The 6,620-nt window shown below is 60.4% G+C and carries 8 protein-coding genes; 3 read left to right on the forward strand and 5 right to left on the reverse strand.

Annotation, left to right across the window (positions count from 1 at the left end):
• Positions 1-22: 22 nt before the first annotated feature.
• From dbpA to ACVOL0_RS05060, 4 genes are all read right to left on the reverse strand, one after another.
• Positions 23-1,399, reverse strand: a complete 1,377-nt coding sequence (dbpA, locus tag ACVOL0_RS05045; RefSeq protein ID WP_481548149.1) for an ATP-dependent RNA helicase DbpA — start codon at positions 1,397-1,399, stop codon at positions 23-25.
• Between the two features lie 87 nt (positions 1,400-1,486).
• Positions 1,487-2,482 (reverse strand): C13 family peptidase, encoded by a 996-nt coding sequence (locus tag ACVOL0_RS05050; RefSeq protein WP_481548150.1) that lies wholly within the window; start codon positions 2,480-2,482, stop codon positions 1,487-1,489.
• Positions 2,483-2,667: 185 nt separating this feature from the next.
• The gene (locus ACVOL0_RS05055; protein ID WP_481533380.1) at positions 2,668-2,955 is read right to left on the reverse strand and encodes a hypothetical protein; all 288 of its coding nucleotides are present in this window, start codon (positions 2,953-2,955) and stop codon (positions 2,668-2,670) included.
• 228 nt (positions 2,956-3,183) lie between these two features.
• The gene (locus tag ACVOL0_RS05060; protein WP_481548151.1) at positions 3,184-3,633 is read right to left on the reverse strand and encodes an N-acetyltransferase family protein; all 450 of its coding nucleotides are present in this window, start codon (positions 3,631-3,633) and stop codon (positions 3,184-3,186) included.
• A 204-nt stretch (positions 3,634-3,837) separates the two neighbouring features.
• Here ACVOL0_RS05060 and ACVOL0_RS05065 point away from each other — a divergent pair, with 204 nt between their 5' ends.
• The gene (locus tag ACVOL0_RS05065; protein ID WP_481548152.1) at positions 3,838-4,215 is read left to right on the forward strand and encodes a DUF7079 family protein; all 378 of its coding nucleotides are present in this window, start codon (positions 3,838-3,840) and stop codon (positions 4,213-4,215) included.
• Between the two features lie 210 nt (positions 4,216-4,425).
• Here ACVOL0_RS05065 and ACVOL0_RS05070 read toward each other — a convergent pair whose 3' ends face one another.
• Positions 4,426-4,707 (reverse strand): hypothetical protein, encoded by a 282-nt coding sequence (locus tag ACVOL0_RS05070; protein ID WP_481548153.1) that lies wholly within the window; start codon positions 4,705-4,707, stop codon positions 4,426-4,428.
• A gap of 71 nt (positions 4,708-4,778) precedes the next feature.
• On the opposite strand from ACVOL0_RS05070, the gene ACVOL0_RS05075 reads away from it, so the two are divergent.
• Together ACVOL0_RS05075 and ACVOL0_RS05080 are read left to right on the forward strand one after the other, a co-directional pair.
• Entirely contained in the window at positions 4,779-5,420 is a 642-nt protein-coding gene (locus ACVOL0_RS05075; RefSeq protein ID WP_481548154.1) for a hypothetical protein, read from the forward strand.
• A 154-nt stretch (positions 5,421-5,574) separates the two neighbouring features.
• A complete protein-coding gene (locus ACVOL0_RS05080; RefSeq protein ID WP_481548155.1) occupies positions 5,575-6,351 on the forward strand; it encodes a hypothetical protein in 777 nt (258 codons plus the stop codon).
• Positions 6,352-6,620 lie beyond the last annotated feature (269 nt).

A 6,620-nucleotide genomic window follows, 5' to 3' on the forward strand; every position in this document is an offset into this window, starting at 1 on the left:
GCCGGGCTGGGCCGGCGCCTGCTTACATCTTGCGAACGCGGAAACGCTTGCCCTTGATCTTGCCAGCTTCAAGGCGGGCCAAAGCCTTGCCAACCTGCTCACGGGCAATGGCCACATAGGAGCGGGTCGGGAAGATGTCGATCTTGCCGATCGCCTTGGCCGACAGCCCGGCATCACCCGTCAGTGCACCGAGGATATCGCCAGCACGCAGCTTGTCGGTCTTGCCGCCGTCGATGCGCAGGGTGGTCATTGCCGCCTGCGGCAGTTCTGCCGGACGCGCGGTTGCCAGCGGGGTCTTCTGCCAGTTCAGCGGTTTGCCCTGCTGTGTTTCCAGTGCGTCGGCACGGCTGCGCTCGCGGCCGGCAACCAGGCTCAATGCCAGGCCGTTGCGGCCGGCACGGCCGGTACGGCCTACGCGGTGCTGGTAGGTGTCGATGTCAGTCGGCAGCTCGTAGTTGACCACCGCAGCCAGGTCTTCCACGTCCAGGCCGCGTGCGGCCACGTCACTGGCGACCAGCACGTTGCAGCTGCGGTTGGAGAACTGCATCAGCACTTCGTCGCGGTCGCGCTGTTCCATGTCGCCATGCAGCGCCAACGCCGAGAAGCCGAACTGGCGCAGCGAGTTGGCCACTTCGTCGACATCCTTGCGGGTGTTGCAGAACACCACCGCCGATTCCGGCGTATACCTCAGCAGCAAGCCGCCGAGTGCCTTCTGGCGGTTGGCCGGCTCGGTCTCAAAGAACAGCTGCTGGATGGCCGGGGCTTCGGCCTGGCCATCGACAGTGACTTCGGCCGGCTCGTTGAGCAGGGCACGGGCCAGTTCGCGGATCGCTTCCGGGAAGGTGGCCGAGAACAGCAGGCTCTGGCGGTCCTTGTGGGTGCGACCGGCGATTTCGCGGATCGGCTCCTCGAAGCCCATGTCGAGCATGCGGTCGGCTTCATCCAGCACGAAGCTGCGGACCTGGCCCAGGTTCAATGCACGCTTGCGCGCCAGTTCCTGCACGCGGCCGGGGGTGCCGACCACGACCTGCGGGTCATGCGCTTCCAGCGAGGCCAGCTGCGGGCCCAGCGGCATGCCGCCGGTGAGGATCAGCAGTTTCAGGTTGGGGATGCCGGTGGCCAGCTTGCGCAACTGCTTGCCGACCTGGTCGGCCAGTTCGCGGGTAGGGCACAGCACCAGCGCCTGGGTGCGGCTGACGGACAGGTCGAGCCGGTTGAGCAGGCCAAGGCCGAAGGCGGCGGTCTTGCCGCTGCCGGTCGGGGCCTGCGCGATCACGTCGCGGCCTTCCAGGATCGGCGGCAGGGCCAGCGCCTGTACCGGCGTCATCGAGGTATAGCCCAGCGCGTCGATGCCAGGAGCGAGTGCCGGCGACAGCGGCAGGGAAGAGAAGTCAGTCATGCCATATTTTCGCAGAAGCCGGGCGGCGGCGCTTGCCATCCTGAATGGGTAGCCCGGTCGGCTTCATCCAGCGCCCAAGGAATGGATTCAGTTCTTGCGATTGTTGGTGACGGGCTTGCTCTTGGGTGTGAGGGTCTTGGCCCCGGCTGGCCGCTGGTAAACGAAGGGATAGGGCACGGCAGCTGTTTCTGGCAAGCCCGCACGCCATTGTTCCAGCACGGCAGCCACCGTCCTGCCGTTCTTGAACTGCGGTTCGGAGGGGAGCTCGCCTTGCTCCTTCTCGCGGCGCCGTACGTTGCCTGCCGCAAGCGTGTAGGCCCGGGCAAAGTCATTGGTGGCGTTCAGGGCCTCGACAAGGAAGGCGCGGCCAAACCAGGTGGCGCTGTCGGTATTGCCGCAGCCAAAGGATGGGCGGTCCTTGCGCGCGGCGGTGATCACCATGCGTTGCGGGGACATCAGTGCCGGGACGAAGGCGCCAGAGAAACAGGCCGAGACCACGATCACCGCATTGCCGATCTGGGCTTGATCCAGCATCCGCGCTAGCTGTGCCGGTGCCAGATAGTCTTCCTGGTCGCGGCCGGTATGCAGGTAAACGCTGTTGTCATGCAGGCCGTGGCTGGTCAGGTAGAGGAACAGCACGTCTTCATTCGGATCCAGTTTCTGCCCGAGTCCCTTGAGGGCATGGCCGATGCTGTCGGCGGTAGCCAGAACCTGCGGCGGGCCGCCGTGGCCCAGAGCGGGCTGGTTGACCAGGCTGATCATGCGGCCTTCGGCACCCCAGCGCTTGGCTGACAGCTCGCGCAGGTAGGCGACCTCATTGGTGAACACGTCTTCGTCGGCATCGCCGGCCACGCCGAGCACGTAGATGTCGGTGATGCCCGGGCGCTGGGCGGGCAAGCCCGCCAACGCGGCCTCCAGCATCGTGAGCTGGCTGCCTTCAAGTTTGGGTGTGCTGGCTTGCCGCTCGGGTGCTGCGGCGGCGCCGGCGAGTGCAGGCAAGGCCGCACAGGCTGCCAAAAACACGTTGGCGACGGCTTTCATCAACCGGGTAGAGGAATGCTGGGAACCGCGTTGGGCTGCCATTGCCGTAATCCATGACGGTGGGTATGGCAGCACGGTCAAGCTGACCGTGCTGCATCCAGTGCGCGCCAGAAGGCGGCCTTGGCGGCTATGGTGCCGGAGTTGGCGCCTGGATGCGTAGTGGGGTTTTGCAGCTGTACGGGGCGCGGGGCGCAGTTGGCGCAATCCCGTAGCGGTCAGCTTGACGCTTAGTCCGCCAGCGATGACCAGCCATAGGCCAGGGCGCACTTCTTCCTGAGATTTTCAAGTTGCTCGGCAGCATTGATGGCGCTGTTGGCGCGGTACACCAGATCTTCCAGCCTGCACAGGACGTCGGCCTGCTCATCATCGTCCGGCACCACTTCGACGATGCGGTCGACAAGCTGGTGCATCTCCAGCAGCTTCTGTTTGCGCTCGTATTCGCCAAGCGCGGTAGCGTCCTGCACGACCTGCTGTGCCAGAACGTCGAAGTGATCGCGCAACTTCTCGTAGTCCATACAGCACCCGCTGTGATGGCTGCCAGCCAATAGCCTTTAATGGTGCTGTCAGGGATATAACTACCTCAATGAGGGATACACCTTACTTGGACTAGGATTTTTCTGACAAAGCCCTTGCCGAGGGGCTGGAGGGGGCTCACAGGGCCTGGAATTGCCAACCAGTCGCTGGCGCTGATAGCGACATCAGAGGCGGGATGGATTGATCCTGGGCCGCTTGCTGGTGCGGTCTTACGGTGTGATGGCGTAGATGTAGAAGTCGTTGTCCCGCGCCCATCCGAGACCCTCATAGAGTCTTTGCGCCGGAACATTGTCCTTCGCGGTCTGCAGCTCAATGCGTCCAGCACCGAGTCCCTTCGCAACTGAAACGGCAGCGACCATCAGTTTTCTGGCCACGCCCAGGCGGCGGGCGTCTGGAGAGACAAACAGGTCGTAGAGGACGTAGCTCTTCGTGGCTCCAACGGAATCGAACAACGGATAGAGTTGGGTGAAGCCGAGAAGGTGGCCTTCGGAATCAGCAGCAACCAGGATCAGGGAGGATCCCTCCCGCAGACGGGCACCAATGAACTCCTGGGCCAAGCCGGGATTGGAAGCCTGGCTGTAGAACTGTCGGTATTGATCAAACAGCGAGGCGACCGGCTCAATGTCAGCGGCAGTGGCAGGACGAACGGAAATTTCCATTTTCTATCTCCTTGCGATTGGTTCTGATGACTTGGACGGCGACTAACCTGATTGTTCGAAGAGCAGGCAATGCAACTGATCATCTGCACGTAGCAAGATCACGTCATGGTGCGACCCGATCCAGATCCAAGCAAGTTGCAGGTGCTGTGTGCACCATCTCCGATGACGGGCGGCACGGGAGCAGCTATCTGGTAGCTTGCTGGCATGAGGCCGCCCTACGAAGACATTCAGGATCGCACCCCGGTGTGGGATCACCTGCAGAATTTCTGGATGGACACCGACCCGTCGATCTTTCTTGCAGACATCGCTCGCGCCTGCGCGGAGTCCAAGTACTCGCTTGAAGAACTGGAAGCCATCTTCTGGAACGAAGTGCTCCCCGCTGTTTCAATCAATATGGCGATGCTTCCTGCTCCCGAGTGGACCGGATTCAAGATCGACTGGCTCAACGAACGCGTGCTTCGTAAATCCCGGTTTGGCAAACCCTTGCCCCGCAAATGGCTGCATCCATATGCGGCAAACTGGTGGCGCAAGCTCAGCGCTGCCATCGTCCAGAGCAGAGGTGACGCGCACGCCTGCAGCTAACGCATTCCAGCCAGCGTCGCTGTGGGGTGGTGCGTGAGTGTTGCCTGTCGTTGGCTGCGAGCCGGATGATTTCGTCTGCAGCAGTGGCCAGCTGCTCGCGCAGGAAGTCCTTGGGCGGCTGCTTCATGCGCTTGGCCGGCTTAGGGAATAGCTGCGGGGCGGTCATGCGAAAAGACTCAGTTGGGCCGGGGCATCAGGTAACAACGATGATCATGCTGCTTTCCTTTGATTGAGCCGGCGCAAAGTCACGTTCAGCGCGGCGAGTTCATCCATCTTCATGACCGTCCACATGCGCTTCTGGCCGTGCCAGCCATTGAAGCTGCCCTGGTGGCAGTCCTTGCACAGGGCCACGGTCGTGAAGTGCTGGCCCTGTCTGATGTGGTGGGCATCACTGGGCGGCGGCGCATCGCACACGCTGCAGCGGAGCCACTTCACGGCCTCCATGTGATCCTGCTCGGCCGGAGTGATTTGCTTGGCGTTCTTGGTGCGCATCAGGCGGCCAAGGAGTCAAGAATCGAGTCAGTTACACTTCCGCGACCTGATCTTTGGAAGCCTTTGTGCCCATGGAAGAAATTACTGAGCGTCAACTCGTGGCCGTATTGCTCTCCGGCACTGCGATTGGCGCGCTCGCTAGCTGGGGATTGGTCGCTGGATTTAGGGATGGAGGTAAGCCAATTGACCTTCTGGCACTTCTTCAGACTGTTGGCAGCTTCCTTGCTATCGCCGTCGCTTTCTTTGTCCCCATTCGTCTTTTTCGCGCCGGACGAAGGCTTGAGAAGGAGCGAGATGTAATTCGCGCCCGTAGCTTTGCCTTGACGGTCCTTCCTGAGATAGAGCAGTTCCGAATGCACCTCCGTTCCGCTCAAGAAACTATTGAAGCGGGAATGAGACCGGAGGAAGACATCAAATTGGAAGAAGCTGGAAATCTCGCCGAACCGCCGGAAGCGCTCCGAAATAGGCTCAGCATGCTGCACGAACTCGGCGAGCCCGCAACCCATATACAGCGCGCCATTGCCAAAACGGCAATCGCCCGCGAACGCTTGTATCAGTGGGATTTCTACTACACAAATGGCGGCGTTTATCACGACCCTCTCGACAGATTCGTCGAAGATATGGCTGAGCCTGACGATTACTCCGAGCCTCTCAAGGAAGCCCTTGAGCATGTAGACCGAGCCATCAAAGATATCGGTGAAATGTTCGATTGATTGGGATTTTCTGTCCCTATTGGCCGCGAAATCCCCCCCCTATGTCCGCGAAGTGTCAAAGCAGAGTTGTGAACTAGAAGTCTGGACATCACGCAGCCCTCCGATTCGTCCCAGCCATCTCCCAAAACTTGGCGTACGCGGCGTCTAGCATCACGTGGCTGTAGCGCTTGCTAATGTGTTCGGCAATTCCATCGAACAGGATCTGAAAACGGTCCTGCTCCATTTCATTGAGACCTCGCCCTACACTCCAGCCCACAACATCAGGGGAGCTACAGAATCCATGAAGGAACCAATCACTGGGCGCGATCTTTTCGTCATCAGCGCCATGTGCACCGGCTTCGGCGTCCTCTTGGCATGGGGGCTGTTCTATCGCTGGGGGAGCACCCCTGCTGCCAAACCTTTCGACGCTCCCGCTTGGGTTCAAGCGATCGGTAGCATTGTTGCGATCCTCATCGCTATCGCTGTCCCAGCAATCCAACATCGCCTCGCCGTTCGGCGGGAAGAAGAAAGCTCTTTGAACAAGGCCCAAAGTTTGGGTTTGTTCATCAGGCCATCCATCGAGGAGCTTCACGACAACCTCGATCGTGTATGGCACTTTGAGAATCCCGACGATCCCAATCGGCAGGACGAATATGCTGATAGGAATCAAGGCACCCTGGACTCCAGTACCACCATTGCCCTTCAAGTCCCCGAACAACTTCTGAGCAACGTTGCGTCGCTCTACGAACTTAGCCGAGCAGCGCCAGGAATTCTTCGCGCTATCCACTGCATACAGGCTGCAAACCGGCTCACAGGGTGGACGCAGGAATCTATGGACAAGATCATCCTTGATAGGGATTTGTTCTACGACCACCTGTGGAATGCCACAACAGGAGTCCAGGAAAGCCTCAACGCAATAGAAAAGTTCTTTCCTGAGAGCAGTCGCCAGTAGCATCACGCAGCCCTCCTATTCGTCCCAGTCATCTCCCAGAGCTCGGCGTGCACCGAGTCGAGCATCAGGTGCCTGTAGCGCCTCGCGATGTGCTCGCTAGTGAGGCCCCGACGTCTCCCCGTTTTAAGGCCACAGGTGCTAAGCCAACGGGGCGGGGCTGACGGCCTCCCAAATCTTGAGCCGATCTAAGGTAGAAAAATCGGCGTATTTGGGGCTGTCCGAAATGCCTCGGCGAACTGCGCTGGCGCGGCATTTCCCAGAGACGAATG

It is taken from the genome of Stenotrophomonas sp. STEN021, from assembly GCF_056760175.1.